The sequence below is a fragment of the Enterococcus sp. DIV1682a genome, assembly GCF_051711005.1.
Lineage (GTDB): Bacteria > Bacillota > Bacilli > Lactobacillales > Enterococcaceae > Enterococcus_B > Enterococcus_B hirae.
Window position 1 is genome coordinate 410,584 of the sequence record NZ_JBIOLT010000001.1, and the last position, 17,075, is coordinate 427,658.

At 37.5% G+C, this 17,075-nt stretch carries 19 protein-coding genes and 1 other annotated feature; of the genes, 15 read left to right on the forward strand and 4 right to left on the reverse strand.

Translation table 11 applies throughout. The features are described 5' to 3' along the window. Nucleotides 1–138 precede the first annotated feature (138 nt). From rpmG to IGJ23_RS01865, 5 genes are all read left to right on the forward strand, one after another. Nucleotides 139–291, forward strand: coding sequence for a 50S ribosomal protein L33 (gene rpmG, locus IGJ23_RS01845; RefSeq protein WP_002294578.1), 153 nt, complete (start codon nt 139–141; stop codon nt 289–291). Nucleotides 292–309: 18 nt separating this feature from the next. Continuing rightward, nucleotides 310–480 carry a preprotein translocase subunit SecE gene (gene secE / locus IGJ23_RS01850; RefSeq protein WP_010720158.1) on the forward strand — a complete coding sequence of 57 codons (171 nt, stop codon included), beginning with the start codon at nt 310–312 and terminating at the stop codon, nt 478–480. 99 nt (nt 481–579) lie between these two features. Next, a complete protein-coding gene (nusG, locus tag IGJ23_RS01855) occupies nt 580–1,125 on the forward strand; it encodes a transcription termination/antitermination protein NusG (RefSeq protein ID WP_010720157.1) in 546 nt (181 codons plus the stop codon). A 243-nt stretch (nt 1,126–1,368) separates the two neighbouring features. After that, on the forward strand, nt 1,369–2,253 hold the full coding sequence (locus tag IGJ23_RS01860; protein WP_438774557.1) for an alpha/beta fold hydrolase: 885 nt from the start codon (nt 1,369–1,371) through the stop codon (nt 2,251–2,253). Nucleotides 2,254–2,672: 419 nt separating this feature from the next. After that, nucleotides 2,673–3,653 carry a hypothetical protein gene (locus tag IGJ23_RS01865; RefSeq protein ID WP_207432747.1) on the forward strand — a complete coding sequence of 327 codons (981 nt, stop codon included), beginning with the start codon at nt 2,673–2,675 and terminating at the stop codon, nt 3,651–3,653. A 19-nt stretch (nt 3,654–3,672) separates the two neighbouring features. Here the strand turns inward: IGJ23_RS01865 and IGJ23_RS01870 are convergent, their stop codons facing one another. The 3 genes from IGJ23_RS01870 to sdaAB form a co-directional block, all read right to left on the reverse strand. Then, a complete protein-coding gene (locus tag IGJ23_RS01870; RefSeq protein ID WP_207432749.1) occupies nt 3,673–5,718 on the reverse strand; it encodes an EndoU domain-containing protein in 2,046 nt (681 codons plus the stop codon). A gap of 324 nt (nt 5,719–6,042) precedes the next feature. Then, nucleotides 6,043–6,909, reverse strand: a complete 867-nt coding sequence (gene sdaAA, locus IGJ23_RS01875; protein WP_063626532.1) for an L-serine ammonia-lyase, iron-sulfur-dependent, subunit alpha — start codon at nt 6,907–6,909, stop codon at nt 6,043–6,045. A 13-nt stretch (nt 6,910–6,922) separates the two neighbouring features. Further along, nucleotides 6,923–7,591 (reverse strand): L-serine ammonia-lyase, iron-sulfur-dependent subunit beta, encoded by a 669-nt coding sequence (sdaAB, locus tag IGJ23_RS01880; RefSeq protein WP_010720152.1) that lies wholly within the window; start codon nt 7,589–7,591, stop codon nt 6,923–6,925. Nucleotides 7,592–8,130: 539 nt separating this feature from the next. Between sdaAB and rplK the strand changes: the two genes are divergently transcribed. The 10 genes from rplK to IGJ23_RS01930 all read left to right on the forward strand — a co-directional run bounded on the left by rplK (nt 8,131) and on the right by IGJ23_RS01930 (nt 15,090). Next, nucleotides 8,131–8,553 carry a 50S ribosomal protein L11 gene (rplK, locus tag IGJ23_RS01885; RefSeq protein WP_010720151.1) on the forward strand — a complete coding sequence of 141 codons (423 nt, stop codon included), beginning with the start codon at nt 8,131–8,133 and terminating at the stop codon, nt 8,551–8,553. Nucleotides 8,554–8,656: 103 nt separating this feature from the next. Further along, nucleotides 8,657–9,346, forward strand: coding sequence for a 50S ribosomal protein L1 (rplA, locus tag IGJ23_RS01890; RefSeq protein ID WP_010720150.1), 690 nt, complete (start codon nt 8,657–8,659; stop codon nt 9,344–9,346). A gap of 79 nt (nt 9,347–9,425) precedes the next feature. Continuing rightward, nucleotides 9,426–9,551, forward strand: a sequence feature (ribosomal protein L10 leader region). Between the two features lie 94 nt (nt 9,552–9,645). After that, complete coding sequence (rplJ, locus tag IGJ23_RS01895; protein WP_010720149.1) at nt 9,646–10,149, forward strand: 50S ribosomal protein L10; 504 nt, start codon at nt 9,646–9,648, stop codon at nt 10,147–10,149. 52 nt (nt 10,150–10,201) lie between these two features. Further along, nucleotides 10,202–10,570 (forward strand): 50S ribosomal protein L7/L12, encoded by a 369-nt coding sequence (rplL, locus tag IGJ23_RS01900; RefSeq protein WP_010720148.1) that lies wholly within the window; start codon nt 10,202–10,204, stop codon nt 10,568–10,570. A 145-nt stretch (nt 10,571–10,715) separates the two neighbouring features. Further along, nucleotides 10,716–10,931 carry a Spo0E family sporulation regulatory protein-aspartic acid phosphatase gene (locus IGJ23_RS01905; protein ID WP_081127692.1) on the forward strand — a complete coding sequence of 72 codons (216 nt, stop codon included), beginning with the start codon at nt 10,716–10,718 and terminating at the stop codon, nt 10,929–10,931. Between the two features lie 389 nt (nt 10,932–11,320). Further along, nucleotides 11,321–11,692 (forward strand): hypothetical protein, encoded by a 372-nt coding sequence (locus tag IGJ23_RS01910; protein ID WP_242697192.1) that lies wholly within the window; start codon nt 11,321–11,323, stop codon nt 11,690–11,692. A gap of 395 nt (nt 11,693–12,087) precedes the next feature. Continuing rightward, complete coding sequence (locus IGJ23_RS01915) at nt 12,088–12,765, forward strand: TVP38/TMEM64 family protein (RefSeq protein WP_207432753.1); 678 nt, start codon at nt 12,088–12,090, stop codon at nt 12,763–12,765. Between the two features lie 176 nt (nt 12,766–12,941). After that, on the forward strand, nt 12,942–14,126 hold the full coding sequence (locus IGJ23_RS01920) for an MFS transporter (RefSeq protein WP_053765777.1): 1,185 nt from the start codon (nt 12,942–12,944) through the stop codon (nt 14,124–14,126). A gap of 403 nt (nt 14,127–14,529) precedes the next feature. Beyond that, nucleotides 14,530–14,763, forward strand: a complete 234-nt coding sequence (locus IGJ23_RS01925; protein ID WP_207432757.1) for an AbrB/MazE/SpoVT family DNA-binding domain-containing protein — start codon at nt 14,530–14,532, stop codon at nt 14,761–14,763. Between the two features lie 24 nt (nt 14,764–14,787). Then, nucleotides 14,788–15,090 carry a type II toxin-antitoxin system PemK/MazF family toxin gene (locus tag IGJ23_RS01930; RefSeq protein WP_207433142.1) on the forward strand — a complete coding sequence of 101 codons (303 nt, stop codon included), beginning with the start codon at nt 14,788–14,790 and terminating at the stop codon, nt 15,088–15,090. Between the two features lie 341 nt (nt 15,091–15,431). Here IGJ23_RS01930 and IGJ23_RS01935 read toward each other — a convergent pair whose 3' ends face one another. Then, nucleotides 15,432–16,961 (reverse strand): ABC-F family ATP-binding cassette domain-containing protein, encoded by a 1,530-nt coding sequence (locus tag IGJ23_RS01935; RefSeq protein ID WP_053765776.1) that lies wholly within the window; start codon nt 16,959–16,961, stop codon nt 15,432–15,434. Between the last annotated feature and the right edge of the window lie 114 nt (nt 16,962–17,075).

Consider the following 17,075-nt stretch of genomic DNA (forward strand, 5'->3'; position numbering starts at 1 on the left):
TTTTTACTTAATTTCAAATTAATCATATCATAATTAATTATAAAACAATAGGTTATTCAATCTCGAATTGACAGAAAATCTTTTCCATGATACTGTAAATGAGTATAATTTTGATTTTCAGTGAGGAGGTAGGAGCGGATGGCAAAGAAGAAAGCAGCATTAGCTTGTTCCGTTTGTGGTTCTAGAAACTATACCAAATCGGTTAGTGAAGGAAAAAGTGGCGAACGTTTGGAAATCAATAAATTTTGTAAATATTGTAATCAATACACATTACATAAAGAAACAAAATAGAGGACAGGAGGGCCCGCAATGAAATTCATTAAAAGTGTAAAAGATGAAATGAAACAAGTGACTTGGCCTAGTGGCAAACAATTACGCAAAGACACACTAGTTGTCATTGAAACATCAATTATCTTTGGTGTGATGTTTTTCGTAATGGACACAGCGATCCAAAGCTTATTTGCTTACTTACTAAAATAAGTCGCTAGTAAAAGCAAGGATATCGTGCTATAATCAACGTGAAGAAAAACTTCGGGAAACTGGGGTTTTTTTATTTTACAACGAAATGAGGAGCCTTTAATGGAATCTTTTGAAAAAAATTGGTATGTACTACATACATACTCTGGTTATGAAAACAAAGTAAAAGCAAATATCGAATCACGTGCGCAAAGTATGAAAATGGCTGACTTTATTTTTCGTGTAGTTGTTCCTGAAGAAACTGAGAAAGAAGTAAAGAACGGAAAAGAAAAAGAAATCGTTCATAAAACATTTCCTGGTTATGTCTTAGTAGAAATGATTATGACAGATGCTTCTTGGTATGTTGTACGTAATACACCTGGTGTAACAGGATTTGTAGGGTCACATGGTGCAGGTAGTAAGCCAGCTCCATTATTGCCAGAAGAAGTAAGTCACATCTTACGTTCAATCGGTATGAGTCTTCGTCAAACAGATCTAGAGATCGAAGTTGGCGAAGTAATCAAGATCATCGAAGGTGCTTTTGCAGGCTTAGAAGGTCAAGTAACTGAAGTAGATGAAGAAAAAGAAAAACTAAAAGTTAATATTGATATGTTTGGTCGTGAAACAAGTACTGAACTTGATTTTGAACAAGTAGATAAAATCGACTAAGTATTCAACTATCTGAGGATGGATTTTTAAATAGAAATCCATGCGACGATCAGATAGCATCACGACTAAAAGATTGAAACCGAGATTTGCAAAAATTGTTTAACCTATTTTTGCAATATTTCGGTTTATTTTTTCAAGTTGTTCACGAATAACCACTAATATAGGTTGGGAATTTGAGCCGATTTGTCAGTGGAAAATTGAGAATGCTAGTCAGAGGATCGATCAAATTAGAAAGGAGAAACAATGAAAAATTGGAGAAAGTCTGGAATCGTCGGCTTTTTATTGATGGTCAGTGTTCTTTTTATAAGTGGCTGTCAGACAAAAGAAACAAGTCAGTCGTCTGAAGCTGCTAAAACAGTTGAAACAACGCAAGCAACGAAAGAAAAGGAAACGCAATCGACTACCCCTACTTTGTTTTTCCATGGATATAGTGGGACAGTTAATTCATTCAAAGGAATGATCCAGCGCCTGGAATCATCAGAGAGTGGGAAAAAAGAATTAACATTGACGGTTGATGTCAATGGCAATGTACAGGCAGAAGGAGAACTTTCAAAAGAAGCAGATAATCCAATGATCCAAGTTCTATTTGTAGATAATAAAAATAATGAATGGAACCAAACAGAATGGATCAAAGACTGCTTGATTTATTTGCAACAGACGTATGGAATCAATCAAGTGAATCTGGTAGGACATTCGATGGGGGGAGTCAGTGGTCTTCGATATCTAGCTACTTATGGACAAGATCAAACGTTGCCTAAGGTGGATAAATTTGTGGCAATTGCCGCACCATTCAATGACTTTGAAGAAAATAATGGGCAAAGTATCAGCGATGAATTAGCTAATGGCCCAGCGATAGCTTCTAGTCGTTATCAAGACTACCAACGACTTATTGGCAATGTGCCAACCACTACACAAATCCTGCTGATTGCAGGACAAGTGAGTGAGACGGATTTAAGTGATGGGACGGTGCCATTAAGCAGCGCTTTAGCAGTGTATGCGTTATTGAAGCAACATGGAAATCAAGTGGAAGAAAAAGTGATCACAGGGGAGAACGTAACGCATAGTATGCTTCATGAGAATAAAGAAGTTGATGCCCTGACGCGCCAGTTTCTTTGGAACATCGACTAATGAAAAAAATAGGTTGTTAAAGTATATAAATATCTATAAATATATTTTTTAACTATCGATATAACATAAAAAAAACTATGACAATCGGCAGGAATGGCATGTTGGATTTTCAGTCGCCTTCTATTTTTTAGAAAAGTAGCGCTTATTACGAAGATCAGTCCAGTAACCTCTAATTATTCGATAGTCGCTGAGCTTGGGACAAAAAGGTCGTCCCGAGCTCTTTAGCATGTATAAAAACGAATAAACAGAGATGCAAAAGTAGCGCCTTCGAGAATTTCCTTCTAATCTTTGGATAATAAATGTTTTTAGCTCAGCCTCTAAGAAACTTTTTTTTCGAAAAATAAGGAAAAATGTACCCGTGTTTCAGCATTTTCTATGAAATAATAAAAGATAGAAGCTAGCGAAAGGAGTAAATGAGCATGAGAGTTTTTTTCCCTGATCCTCAACGAAGACCACAAAAAGATATTCAAGAAATGACTGCTAAATTAACCAAGCAATTCCAAGCAATTGATGAACGATTAACACTAGAACATTTTGATGATTTTGTTGATTATGGCCCAGAAGTGTTTCCCCAATTAGCTCCACTTTATTGGGATCCACGAGTGCCGAATCATCCAATGGAACACTTTGTTTACTATGAATATGTTTTGAGATTAAATGGGTTTCCTATTTATGTGATCACACCGTATAGTGAGGTCATAGATAAAACTTATACGAGAAAAGGGAGAGATAAAGATCCCTTTTGGTCTTTGATGAGACGTATTGATCCTGAGATTTTATCGCTCATCCATGATTATCAGATCCAAAATCTTCATTACTGGCGGGATCTTTATTCAGTAACCCAATTTCAAGCAGAAATCAATAAAATCAATAGTAGAGTATCCTTGATCCCCGAAAAAACAAATAACGAGGCGCGCACACTCCTTTTTATTGATCCAAAACAACGAGACCCTGAATTTGTCCGACGAACCACAGAACAAATGGCTCAAGAATTAGCTGAGCTTGATCCGCACTTGTCCGTGGTCTACCATGAGGACTTTATTGATTTTGGCCCAGAAGATGGGCTGTTTTTATCCGAGTGTCCTTTTGATCCAGAAGAGGATGATTCTGATGATCCACGAGCGGGGCTAGCAGATACAGAGTATACCGTCTATTATGAGGATACGATCTTATATGCTTCAACCCCTTATTCCTTAGGTTATGGGTACCATGGGGACTATTTTCGAGGAGGAATCCCTAGCACGGAATACTTAGGACTATCTCAAGAATTGACGGCAGAAATCCTAAAAATCCTTCATACGTTTAAAATTTATAATAAGTATTATTGGCGACATCTATATACTCCTGCAGAATTTCAAACAGAAATAAGGCGCTATCAAAAAAGTTGGGACTTAGAGTAAGCAAAGTCCCAACTTTTTTCTATTTTTTTACAAGAGGATAGACGGTGGAAATCGTTATTTTTCCATTTTCTTTGATGTTAACATGACCTTGGATCTCAAAAAGACCGTTGCTTGCTTTTCCGCTGAATGGTTTATTTCCGGTGCCATTAAAGGTCGTTTCGGAAATGATTTGTTCGACTTCTTTCATGATTTTTTCTGCATCCCAATCATCGGGAAAGACAGTAGAATTAGCTTCTTTATATTTTCCTGCGTATTTTACTTTCGCTTCATAAGGCATACCTTTTTTTACTTCTCCGATTGGTTCGTAGATAATGCCGCTTTCTTTTCTATAAAAATCTGGGTGTCTTGAATGCGCACCTGACAGATTAGGAACACCATCTTTGCCTGGTTTGACCTCACCCGCTAGATGATTGAGAGTTTTTCGTTTAAAATATTTCGTCGGTTGGATCTTTTCTACGATGCCTTTATTTGGGCACCCTTTGAGAAGGATTTCTTCTTCTGCTGCTAAAATGGTTTTGGCTTGTGCTTCTTCGACTTCAACAGCACCGATGAGTTCTCCTCGTTCGACCGTGGTCAATAAGGAACGCATCTCACTCCACGGCAAACACATGGCCACTAAAAGCACATCCAGTGGTTCAATTTTCATCTCAGATTGCTTGATGCGCAATTCGGTATTTTCGTAATTCGGTAGGTTCTTTAAGACGTTGCCACCAATTTCTTCTAAGACATTTACCGTGTCGTCATTTAAGGTTTTAGGTAAGGCGTCGGTTCGTTCCTCGTCATAAAGACCATCAGCTAATGCGTAGTATGTAGCGTAAATACCAAAAAATTTCTGGACTTTCCGTAAAGAATAGATGACTTGTTGGTTATAGCCGATGGTAATTTGTTCCATCGGCACAACGGTTTGTGTCCCGCGATAAACAAATGCGCCCTCTCGATTGAGTACTAAATCCTGCCCATTGGCTTGTGCAACGATTCGGAAGAAATTAGTATAAAATGTTTCTGGAAATTGGCTGATCAGCTGGTCACGTTCCTTGATCATTGCTCCAGTGATGTCTTTTCCTGTCCGATTGACGGTATCGACATCGGTTGGTGGGATCGCACCTATTTGAACGGTTGCATGATTCAAAAAGAACTGTAGTACGGTCTCAGGTGTGTCCATTTGGTTAAGGAAGGTATCAAAATCTGTTTCGATGGCAATATTGATCGTATTAGAACTGTAGTTATTGTAGGTTTGTTTCTCATGATCATAGGCAGTAAATGCAAAAGTAGCATTCACTTGCTTATCGGTCCACATCGAAGGAACAAACGTGATTTCTTGTAATGAGCCGATCCTAGGTGGAATTTTGATGTTCCCGGGGTAGTAATTATTGATCGAATTCTCTAGATAAACTAATAAACTTTGTCCATCAGTTGTTTTTGGTCGAAAAGTCAATTTTTCTTTGGTTTTGATGAGTTGATAGCCTGACAGATCGGGACTGACATTTAAGTAATCGATAAATTGGTTTTGTAAAGCAATCCAGCTAGCCATTTCCATTTTGCTAAATTCGTCTAAATCGGTAGGATTTTCTGGATGATCAATGATTTCGTCAAAAACAGCAAGGGTATGTCGTAACAACTTCTTTTGTGTGAGACGATAAGCTTGACTAAGGGCGGTTTCTTGTGCACCGGGTTTGAGATACGGGGTAGTAAACTCTGCTAAGGTGACCGCTTGAATAATTGGTGCGATCGGTGCGAGATTGAAACGAGTACTTAACGGTAGGAACGCTGGGCCATACATTAAATCTAAGTAGTCATTTAAGATCAAATTATCAAATACGTTTCGCTGACTCGTTAACGAAGAGAAGCCTTTTTGAAAGGTAAGTTTTTCTATTTCTGCTATTTTTTGTGGTTCTTCGAGTGGCGAAAGCGTATTAGGCAACGTGAAAGGCACTGTCGCTTCTTTACGTGCGGCTTGAAGTGTTTGTTCTGTAGCAAAAGCCGTGATGCTAGGCGGAAGTATCGTGGTAAACAAAAGAGAGAGGACAAGCCACCAACAGCCCCAAGTTAATTTTTTGTTTTTCATTTTTTATCACTCCTTTAGTTTGATACCACAAGTGTACAAAATAAAGAAAGCGTTTTATTTGAAAATGAATGTTCTCTAACACCTTATTTTTCCAAAAAAAAGAAAAAAAGTTCTTCTATAATGAGCAAACATGAGCAAGGTGGTGTAAATCATGTGTTTTTACGATGGCTTATAAATAGAAATACTCTTTGACAATAAAAAAAGGCTCTTTTAAAATGCGAAAAACGATTTTAAAAGAGCCTCTTTTTATTGCTCAAGATGAGGGAAATCAACACACCCTCACATGAAACAAATAACTATTCATTTTTTATAAGGAAACTATTGTTAGTGATTCAAGAGTTCGGCTGTTAAACGTTTTGCTGTCGGTGTAACCGCCAAACCACCTTCAGCCGTTTCTTTAAAGATGGCTGGCATCTGACGACCTACTTGATACATCGCTGCGACGACTTCATCTGGTGGGATGACACTTTCGATTCCTGCTAGGGCCATATCTGCCGAGATGAATGCCTGAGAAGAGCCGAGGGCGTTTCTTTTAACACAAGGGACTTCAACGAGGCCTGCGACAGGATCACAAATCAGACCCATCATGTTTTTCAGCGTAATTGCGATAGCTTGGGCTGCTTGATGGGGCGTGCCATTTTTTGCACAGACTAGGGCGGCAGCGGCCATTGCACTTGCTGAACCAACTTCTGCCTGGCATCCGCCTTCTGCACCACTGATGGAGGCGTTATTGGCAATGACTAATCCAAAGGCACCAGCGGTAAAAAGAAACTCAATCTGTTGTTCGTGGGTCAAAGACAATCGGTCACGGACAGCCATGAGGACACCAGGTACAACACCAGCGCTTCCTGCTGTAGGGGTGGCACAAATCAACCCCATTTTTGCATTTACTTCGTTGACAGCGATAGCGTTGCGGACTGCTGACAAAATGGTTTCACCACTTAAAAAGTCGGCTTCTTTTAAGTAACGAGCTAGTTTTTGGGCATCACCGCCAGTGATTCCAGTCACAGACGTTACACCTTCGTTTCCTTCAGTGATGGATTGTTCCATGACACTGAGGTTTTTTTCCATGATTGCAATGATTTGTTCCCGTGGACGACCACTCATTTCCATTTCAACAGCAATCATTAATTCTGCGACACTAGGATAATTTTCTGCTTGGCGAACCAACTCTTCAATAGAGAAAAACATCTTTCTTCCTCCTTTAATCAAAATAATTAACGCTGTCGATCTTCGGTAATTGCGTTAGTTTACTTATAGTGTCATCTACTTGTGGATCATCTACTTCGATAATCATAATGGCATTTTCACCCTTTGATTCTCGTGTAACAGTCATTGTACCGATATTTGTATTTGTTTCTGAAAGGATATTCGTTACTTTAGCAATCATCCCAGGTACATCTTGATGAACGATGATAAAGGTCGGTGTTCCCATGCTTAATGAGATTTTGAAGCCGTTTAATTCCGAGATTTGGATATTTCCGCCACCAATCGAGATACCAGTGACTGAAAGTTTCCGTTTTCCTTTTTTCAACAATAGTTTAACGGAGTTAGGATGCTCTGCTTTTTCACCCTTAGGCACAAAGAGAACTTCCATTCCTGCTTCATAAGCTAACTGCAGTGAATCTGCCAGACGCTCATCATCTGGTTCCATGCCTAACAAACCACCAACTAAGGCGATGTCTGTTCCGTGTCCCCGATAGGTTTTTGCAAATGATTCATAAAGATAGATATCCACAGAATCTGGTTGTTCCCCAAAAATACTACGGACGATTTTGCCGATTCGAGCAGCTCCAGCAGTGTGAGAGCTGCTTGGACCGATCATGACTGGACCAATAATGTCAAAAACACTACGATATCTTAATTCTTTCATTTTTCCACCTCTTTAAAATAGATAAACACCCCAGCAAAAGTAAGTGAACTGTGTATAGCTCACTTACTCGTTTCCTCATCATTTTTGAACCATAAACTACATTAGTTAAATTAAATAAATATTTCACAAGCGTGCATTAATCTAGGAAACGCATCAATGATAGCTATGAAAATATATCGAACAATATTTTTATATTTTTAAATAGAAGAAAGCAGAAATTTCTAAATTACTAATGAGTGAGCGGTAGTGATACCTTATGTATTTTCGCTTGTTTTCTTTTCAGCGTAAGTGTATCACAAAAGAAGGAAGATGAGGTGGACTTCCTGTTGATTTTTAGTTTTTTTTTAGAGGTTCAAGCAATAAATTAAACATTTATCAGAAAAAAATCTTGAAAAAAAGAATATATTTGCTATACTGTATCAGTGTGCATTGTCATATGCATTATTTTGACTGATAATCGAAGGATTATGAGTGAAAACGTGGGAGGAGAAATATGCATCTCCAATTAACCACATCACGGACTTAAGGAGGTATGTCTCGTGGCAAAGAAAGTAGAAAAAATCGTTAAATTGCAAATTCCTGCAGGTAAAGCAACTCCAGCTCCACCAGTAGGTCCTGCACTAGGTCAAGCGGGTATCAATATCATGGGATTCACTAAAGAATTCAACGCTCGTACAGCTGATCAAGCAGGTTTAATCATTCCGGTTGTTATTTCTGTATACGAAGACCGTTCATTCACATTCGTTACAAAAACACCACCAGCTGCAGTATTATTGAAAAAAGCTGCAAAAATCGATAAAGGTTCAGGCGAACCAAACAAAACTAAAGTTGCTAAAGTTTCTAGCGATCAAGTAAAAGAAATCGCTGAATTAAAAATGGAAGACCTAAACGCAGCTGATATCGAAGCAGCTATGCGCATGGTTGAAGGAACTGCACGAAGCATGGGGATCACTGTAGAATAATCGCTACACCCTAAGAAAGTAGCTTCTCAGTTGGCTCTGTATTGAAAGATATAGAACACGTGGGAGGTACAACCGTTATAACCACAATCAAGGAGGAACCAAAATGGCTAAAAAGAGCAAAAAAATGCAAGACGCATTAAAAAAAGTTGATTCAAGTAAAGTTTATCCTGTTGCCGAGGCTGTAGCTTTAGCAAAAGAAACAAACATTGCAAAATTTGACGCGACTGTTGAAGTTGCATACCGTTTGAACGTAGACCCTAAAAAAGCAGACCAACAAATTCGTGGTGCTGTAGTATTACCAAACGGAACTGGTAAAACACAAACTGTTTTAGTTTTTGCTAAAGGAGACAAAGCAAAAGAAGCTGAAGCAGCTGGTGCAGATTTCGTTGGTGACGACGACATGGTTCAAAAAATCCAAAACGGATGGTTTGACTTTGACGTAGTTGTTGCTACACCTGATATGATGGCAACTGTTGGTCGTCTAGGACGTGTTTTAGGACCTAAAGGCTTAATGCCAAACCCTAAAACAGGTACTGTAACAATGGACGTAACAAAAGCTGTTAACGAAGTAAAAGCTGGTAAAGTTACTTACCGCGTAGACAAAGCTGGAAACATCCATGTACCAATCGGTAAAGTATCATTCGACAATGAAAAATTAGTTGAAAACTTTGCAACAATCCATGATGTATTAGTGAAAGCTAAACCATCAGCAGCTAAAGGTCAATACATGAAAAATATCACAGTTACAACAACATTTGGACCTGGTATCCATGTAGACCAAGCTTCTTTCTAATTCTTGAATTAGAACGTTGATTGATCCAACTGAAAAATAATTCTTGACTCAACTAGTTTAGCATGCTAAGCTAGTTGAGGTTAATAATTAACTTGTACCGAAGACAGTAGGTGGCGTAGCCTTAATTTCCTACCGAGGACGTTTATTGAATACTTTCAATAGTCCCTCTATGTCTACGGTGGCATAGAGTTTTTTTATTGTGAATCACTAAGAACGAAGTGAGTAGATGATGAACAATACTTGGTCAATGATCAAGTGTAAAAACTCTTCCATCAAAATTCAGGAGGTGAAACTCAAAAATGAGTGAAGCAATTATCGCAAAAAAAGCAGCAATCGTTGATGAAGTGAGCGAAAAATTTACAGCAGCAGCTTCTGTAGTCGTAGTTGACTACCGTGGTTTAACTGTTGATGAAGTGACTCGTTTACGTAAACAACTTCGTGATGCAAACGTAGAAATGAAAGTTATCAAAAACTCAATCCTTTCACGTGCCGCTAAAAAAGCTGGATTAGAAGGCTTAGACGAAGTATTCACTGGACCTACAGCCGTTGCATTTAGTAACGAAGACGTTGTAGCACCAGCGAAAATCATGGACGAATTTGCTAAAGAAGCAAAAGCATTAGAAATCAAAGGCGGTATCATCGAAGGTAAAGTATCTTCATTGGAAGAAATCACAGCATTGGCAAAATTGCCAAACCGCGAAGGACTTCTATCTATGTTGCTATCTGTACTACAAGCGCCAGTCCGCAACGTGGCTTACGCTGTCAAAGCAGTGGCAGACAAAGAAGATGGAGATGCAGCTTAATAGCCGCATAGCATAAATAAAAATACGAACATCTAAAACGGAGGAAATTATAATGGCAATGAACATTGAAAACATTGTTGCTGAGTTAAAAGAAGCAACTATCCTAGAACTTAACGACTTAGTTAAAGCTATTGAAGAAGAATTTGGCGTATCTGCTGCTGCTCCTGTAGCTGCAGTTGCTGCTGGTGGCGCTGCTGCTGCTGAAGAACAAACAGAATTCACTGTAGAATTAACTGCAGCTGGAGACCAAAAAGTTAAAGTTATCAAAGCAGTTCGTGAAGCAACTGGCTTAGGCTTGAAAGAAGCTAAAGCTGTAGTTGACGGAGCTCCTGCACCAGTTAAAGAAGGCGTATCTAAAGAAGAAGCTGAAGAATTAAAAGCTAAACTTGAAGAAGTTGGCGCATCTGTAACTGTTAAATAATTTTTCGAAATTAGTAGGCATTGAGACCCTTGATACAATAGGGTTTCAATGCTTTTTTATTTTGGCTCTATAATTTATGTGATTGATAATGTTTGAAGGATGACAGTCTATCCAATGTCTCTAAAAAAGAAATAAGGAGTAAAAGATGGAACTTTATAAAATGCTAAGCCCTGCAGACATCCAGTTTTTGAAAACTAAATTAAACGTCATTATTCAAGATCGTAATTATACGGATGATGAAGTTGTGCAGATTTACGATAAAATTGAAGATTTTCATATCCTTCAATCCTTTGATGAGAACTATAATCTTTCAGAAGACGGTAAACACGCATTAGATATTTTGTACTTAGATATTTGGTAATAGTACTTAATCAGCTAATGATTAGGTGTTATTTTTTATTCCAACATTAAAGATTTTCCGAAAGAAAAAGCTCATTTTTTAGGAGTGGGATGATAGTGAGGCAGGAATGAGAGGTTGTTTTAGCGGTCTCGAAGTCTTAAATATCTATTATTTCGTTCTTTTGCGTATGTTATCATTGTAATTGAAGCCGAGAAAGACCATTGTCGTTTATTTTTCAGCATATTGCCAACTCATAGCCCGCCAGATATCATGATAGATTAAGAACTGGAGAGCAGCACTAGATACAAATGGGAACGGTTGGATTGGATTATACGTTCGGGAAATGTGGAATGATTCGCAGACTGTTTTTATTGGAACAGAATATAAAACAATGTAAGTAAGGTGTAATGATGAAAAAGTTCGATTCCAGATATATAATAGGTGTATTTCTTGTATTGTTTATTTTAATAGGAAGTGTAGAATTCATTTTGAAAGGGCATCACTCATTTACTCTCAATGAAATTTATTTTAGAGTACCTATTGTTGTTGTCGGTATGGTTGAGATGCTACCAAATGCTAAAGCTTGGGGAACGTTTCGTGTGCTTTTCCTCGTTTTTTTGAGTGATTATTTATTAAAAAAAATATTCGATCATTTTGGGTTAGAAGAAATAACACTTACATTCATACCCTATCTAATTATCTTAGGAATCCTTTTGGCTATTTTCTTTGCCAGATTAACGATAAAAAAAAGACTTTTTCAAACACATAAAAAAGGAAAATAAATGAACAGAAGAGACTGTGACAGAAGTGTCTAGCTCTGAGAAATAAGCCGGAGAATCCAAAAATAGCATCCCCTATTTTTGGTGTTCTTCGGCTTATTTTCTGATAGAATTTGGAATACCGCGAAAATGAAGTTGTGAAAGCATCGGGTAGCTCCAATGATAATAAGAAAGAATTTTTTGAAACAGCTGCCCATGTTTTGAGATTTTTTGACTTATCGCCTAAGGTCAGCTCTTTGAATACCGTTTACCCGTTTTTAAAGTGATTCCCCAGACTCTTTTTCTCATACTTCTGAATAATTACCAATGTGATAAAAAGCGTAAAATGAATAAAAAAGACTCATAGTTATTTTTGTGATACTCTAATAGAAGATGGATTATTTTAGGCAGGTGAAAAAATGAAAACAAAAAAACTACGTGTTTTCTTAATCATTATTGGACTCCTTTTGATTCTATTTATTGGTTATCGTTTATATTTGGAGTATCAGACGGATATCCAAATGTTTTTGGATCCCAAGACCAGTCGACAAGCATTACTGGATCAGATTCGATCACATGGCTTTCGGACAGCGCTCTTTTTGATATTACTGATCAGCGTGATGTGTGCTGTTCCAGGTATCCCTACTTCTGTCATCGGTGTATTGGTAGGTTTAAGCTATGGTCCGTTGCTAGGAACTTTAATCAATGTCTCTGGTAATGCTTTTGGGAATATGTTATCGATTTTTTTAATGCAACATTTAAAGCTGTTTGATCATTCAAAAAAATCCAATCGCTGGGTAACTGCGATCCGCAATATGAAACATCCCAAAATTGGCGTAATGGTGGGGTACATGGTTCCTGTGATCCCTTCTTCCGTTATCAACTTTGCAGCGATGACGTTAAATCTACAAATTCGTGACATCATTTTATCAATCGTGATTGGCGTGATTCCTTCCTCGATTCTTTATGCTTGTGGAGGCGAAGCGTTATTTCATGGCTATAGTAAGATGGCTTTGTTGTTAGTAGCTAGTGTCCTTATTTTGACACTTCTAGTGGTAATTATTTACAAGGATCGTAGAAAACGACATGTAAAATAATTGATATTATCAATGATTAAAAGAAATATCCCTTTGATTTCGTTCTATACTTTTAAGATTCATTTTTATTTTAATTTCACGATAACTTATGTTTCATAAAGTAGTAAAACACTGAACTTTCCTATTCCCAATCTTTCTAAGAAGTTGTAAACTAATAAAGGAAATGAGGGAAATAAATGGATAAAAATGAAAAAACGACGTTAACTTCTTCACTGATTTTGCTCTTATCAATTACTTGTGGCGTGGTAGTAGCGAATATGTATTATATCCAACCGATTGGTACGAAAGTGGCAGCCAGTTTATCGGTTAGCACAAGTGCAATTGGTATTTTGACGATGTTGACTCAACTTGGTTATGCGTTAGGTTTGTTGTTTTTGGTGCCATTAGGGGATGTAGTCGATCGTCCGAAGCTGATTATCCGAATGGCTGCACTCTCTGCGATTTCATTATTAGCGGCCTTTTTTGCACCGTCATTTACGTTATTTGCGTGTGCTTCTTTTTTGATCGGCTTATTATCGATCGTGCCCCAAATCATTATTCCCTATGGAGCAGTATTGGCAGGGCCCAAGGCTAGAGGAAAAGTGATGGGGACCTTGTTAAGCGGTTTATTAGTGGGGATCTTACTTTCACGGACGGTTTCGGGCATTGTAGCAAGCCTCTTTTCTTGGCGGATGATTTATCTTTTTGCTTTAGTGTTAGTGGCTATCTTGACCGGATTATTGTATTGGAAAATGCCAAGAACGCAAATAAAAACAACTTCATCTGTATCGTATCTTGATTCCTTAAAAAGTTTACCTTATTTAGTGAAAACACAACGCTTATTGAGAGAAGCGTCTATTAGTGGCTTTTTTATGTTTGGAACTTTTTCGATTTTTTGGTCAACATTGATTTTTTATATCAGTAGTCCGGTGTACCATTGGGGAACATTTGAAGCAGGAATTTTGGCGATTTTTGGACTATCAGGAGCAGTAGCTGCACCGATTGTTGGCCGGTTGTCTGATTCTTATTCCGAGAGAAAGATTGTCGGAATGGGACTTGCGATGCAAACGCTCAGTTTTGTTGCTTTATTAGTTGCAGGGAGTCATTTAGTCGTTTTGTTAGTGGCAATTATTCTGTTAGATGTCGGGAATCAATTTGGGCAAGTGGCAAATCAGACACGAGTACAAGGACTAGGCGAAGCAGCAAGTAATCGGAATAATACAGTGTTTATGTTTATGTATTTTATTGGTGGTGCTACTGGTTCATTACTAGGCACAACGATGTGGCAACAATTTGGTTGGCTCGGTGTGACACTTACTGGTTTAGCCTTTCAATTATGTGCCTATATTTGTCAATACATCATTTTTCAAAAGCGGTCATGATAGAAGTGTCCAACTTGAAAAGTAAGCTGAAGGATTCGAAAGTCGTTTTTCGATTCCTTCGCTTACTTTTTTAATATACTTCTATCCTATTTTATTTGGGAGTTTCTATAACTGATTTCGTGATCAACCGCAGTTATTAGAAAATTTCGTGCAACTTCCAACGAAAAAATAATATGGATACGTTCAATAGTATAAAATCACTTTGTTTAGTACCAGTTATATTATGAAAGATCCAAAAAAATATTCAGTAGACTACTTAGAAATTTTTATATTTAATTTGTATAACATTTTCATATGAAAATGAGTTGTTTCCATAAAAATCTATTCACTTAAAAGATATGTTTTGATAATTTCGTTAAACTGAGTTTAACTTAATTTAGCAAAAGGATTGGAGATGAAAGATATGGAAACAGTAGCAAGAAAAATAGGTAATTCTGTGGGAACAATTTTCCCGAAGGATATATCTCCAAAAGTGGGAGAAATATTTACTATTTTGAAAGTAGGAGAAGCGTATATATTGAAACCTAAGAAAGAAGATATTTTTAAAAACGAAAAGGCTTGGGAAGGTTTTAAAGAATCGATTACAGCCGAAGAATCCGAATGGGATAGCATGAAACTTGAAGGCGAGGAATACTAGAGGAAATATCCAAAACAAAAGGATATTATTTGGATCGACTTTGACCCTTCTAAAGGTAAAGAGATAAGAAAGCGTAGACCTGCGTTAGTAGTTAGTAGAGACGAGTTTAATGAGCGTACAGGTTTTTGCTTAGTTTGTCCTATCACTTCTACAAAGAGGAACTTTGCAACATATATTGAAATAAAAGACTCGCAGAAAATAGTGGGTGAAGTAGCTACACACAAATTAAGATCGGTTGATTACACCACAAGAAATATTGAAAAAATTGAACAATGCGATTTGTTGACATGGATTGAAGTGGTGGAAGTGATAGGGATGTTTATTTAGTAGGAGATAACGGGCAAAGTAGTAATTTCCATTTTAGAGAAAGTTAGATTACTCACCGCTTTTACGACGTTGGTTTTGCTAATAATTGACCATGTAGAAAAAAGTAACCATCTTCGAACTTTGGCGAATGAAGATACAATAGACACTTAATAAGACTACCGTTTTTTTTTACGGTTCTAAATTGGGGCGATGTTTACCTGAACACTTAAGAAAAAAGAAAAGATTGTAAAAAACGATGAGCGAAACAGCAATAGCCCCATCCACACAAGGGTTCTTGTGTAGAGGAGACAGGCTGGTGTTAAAGGCTGTACATAATCTATTTTTAGAGAATTTAGTCAATTTTATCCCTCGATTTCAATGACTCGATCGACTAAATCCTGGTAAAATTCTTGTTCATGAGAGACGATGATTACCGTCCCAGGAAAATGCTTGATACCGGTTTGTAAGCTATCTTTTGTTTCATGATCGATATGATTCGTTGGTTCATCAAGAATTAATAAGTTTCCTTGGTTCATCGTGAGTTGTGCCAATTTTACTTTGGTTTGTTCACCACCGCTAAGAGTAGAAAGTGGTTCACTAGCTAGTTGATTGACTAAACCAGATTTGGCTAGTTGTCTTCTTAATTCTTTAACGGTTGCTTTAGGAAACTGTGCGCCTAGATATTGTAAGGGTGTTTCTAAAGGTTTTTCCCAAATGAGATCTTGTGAGAAATAATTGATCGCTGTGTTGTCGGGAAAGTGATATTCGCCGGCTAGTTGTTCGATTTCACCAATCAAGGTTTTCAAAAGTGTGGATTTACCAATACCATTAAATCCACGAATCGCCACTTTTTCACCAAAGCGGATGGTTAGGTTGATCGGCGAAAGCAAAGGTCGGTCATACCCAATAACTAAATCGGTCGTTTCAACAGCCAATGTCGTTACGATCGGAGAATAAGGAAAATCAAAGATTGGCTTAGCTGTTGAGGCAGGCGGAGTCAATCGCTCAATTTTATCTAATTGTTTTTGGCGACTTTTTGCCATGGTAGAGCGAGAACCAGCTTTATATTTTCGGATATAAGCTTCGGTTTTTTCGATGTGCTTTTGTTGGGCATGGAATTGGCGTAGATAACTTTCACGGTTTTGTTCTTTTTGTCGTAATGCTTGTTTTAAGTGCCCCGTATATTTGGTGATTTTACCAAATTCTATGTCAGCGATATGGGTTGTGATTTTATCTAAAAATTCTTGGTCATGAGAAATCACGATATAAGCGCCCTCGAATGATTGTAAAAATTGAGTAAGCCATTGGATATGTTGGTCATCTAAGTGATTGGTTGGTTCATCTAAGATCAGAACATCGGGATTTTCTAAGAGTAATTTTGCCAAAATCACTTTAGAACGCTGTCCGCCACTCAGTTTTTTTAGAGGAGTGGACAATCCTAAAACATCAATGCCTAGACCACTACTCATCTCAGCGACTAAGGTATCAATTTGATAGAATACTCCTTGGTCTAATTCTGTTTGAAGCTTTCCCGCTTTTTCGAGTAATGCCTCTTCCATTGTTTCGCTATATTCTTGATAAAGTTGGGTAATCAATGCTTCTTTTTTAAATTCATCAGAATAGGCTGTTTTTAAAAATTCTTCGATGGTTAATGTTTCATCCACCGCTACATATTGATCTAAATAGCCTCTATGGATATTTTTTTGCCAATGGACTTGTCCATCGTCTGGTAGAATTTCTCCTGTGATGATCTTGATCAACGTACTTTTGCCAGCTCCATTTTGTCCGATCAATCCTAGATGTTCTCCAGCATTGACTTGGAGTTGTACATTTTCATATAAGATTTTATCTCCAAATTGTTGCGTGATATTTGTTAATGTTAAAAGACTCATGTTCTGTTCCTTTCTAATAATGTTATGCATGTTAAGAAGACTAATAGAAGAAAGCAAAACAAATAAAAAAGCTGATCTGAAGTTGTTCAACATACTATAGGATCATTCGACATG